A 598-nucleotide genomic window follows, 5' to 3' on the forward strand; every position below is an offset into this window, starting at 1 on the left:
CGCGAAGCTGCTCGAGGACCCGGAGCTCACCCGCTATTATGCCTCCCAGGCCGCGCTCAACCGCATCGGCAAGCCTGACGACATCGCAGCCGTCGTAACCTTCCTCGCTTCCGGCGACGGGCGCTGGGTCACCGGCCAGGTCCTTGAGGCGAGCGGCGGCATGCACCTCTGAGGTTGCCGGGGATGACTTTCCCTGTCGCAGTTGGTCCCGATTGTCCGCCGTCAGCACCAATGGCACAGATTTGAGGTTGTAAATTGAGGAGGGTTTGGGCTTCATCTTCGTTCCTTCGTCACTACGATGAAGCCCAAACCCTCCTTGAAAAATGCACGGACAAACGCCCCTGCTTAGCGGGTGGTGAAGGATAACGGCGCGTACTTAAATGCTGAAGATGCAGATCCAGCTGTCGAACCAGATCCGTGATGCCGCCTGCCGACTCCCACAGCCTCTCTGCGCGGAGATGCCCCAACTGGCCGCGTGCGCAAGACGGCCCTGCACTCGATTGCTGTAGCTGGAGCGCAACTTAAAATATGTCCAGCCTCTCGGGCCGACCGACCAGGGTGTCGCGGCCTATGTTGGTTTCGGCTCTAACCATCCGCT

At 60.4% G+C, this 598-nt stretch carries 1 protein-coding gene; it reads left to right on the forward strand.

Translation table 11 applies throughout. The features are described 5' to 3' along the window. Window positions 1-7: 7 nt before the first annotated feature. Window positions 8-172 carry an SDR family oxidoreductase gene (locus K9B33_RS22955; protein ID WP_263499699.1) on the forward strand — a complete coding sequence of 55 codons (165 nt, stop codon included), beginning with the start codon at window positions 8-10 and terminating at the stop codon, window positions 170-172. Window positions 173-598 lie beyond the last annotated feature (426 nt).

This window comes from Sphingobium sp. 3R8 (assembly GCF_020166615.1).
In the GTDB taxonomy this organism is placed as follows: Bacteria; Pseudomonadota; Alphaproteobacteria; order Sphingomonadales; family Sphingomonadaceae; genus Sphingobium; species Sphingobium bisphenolicum.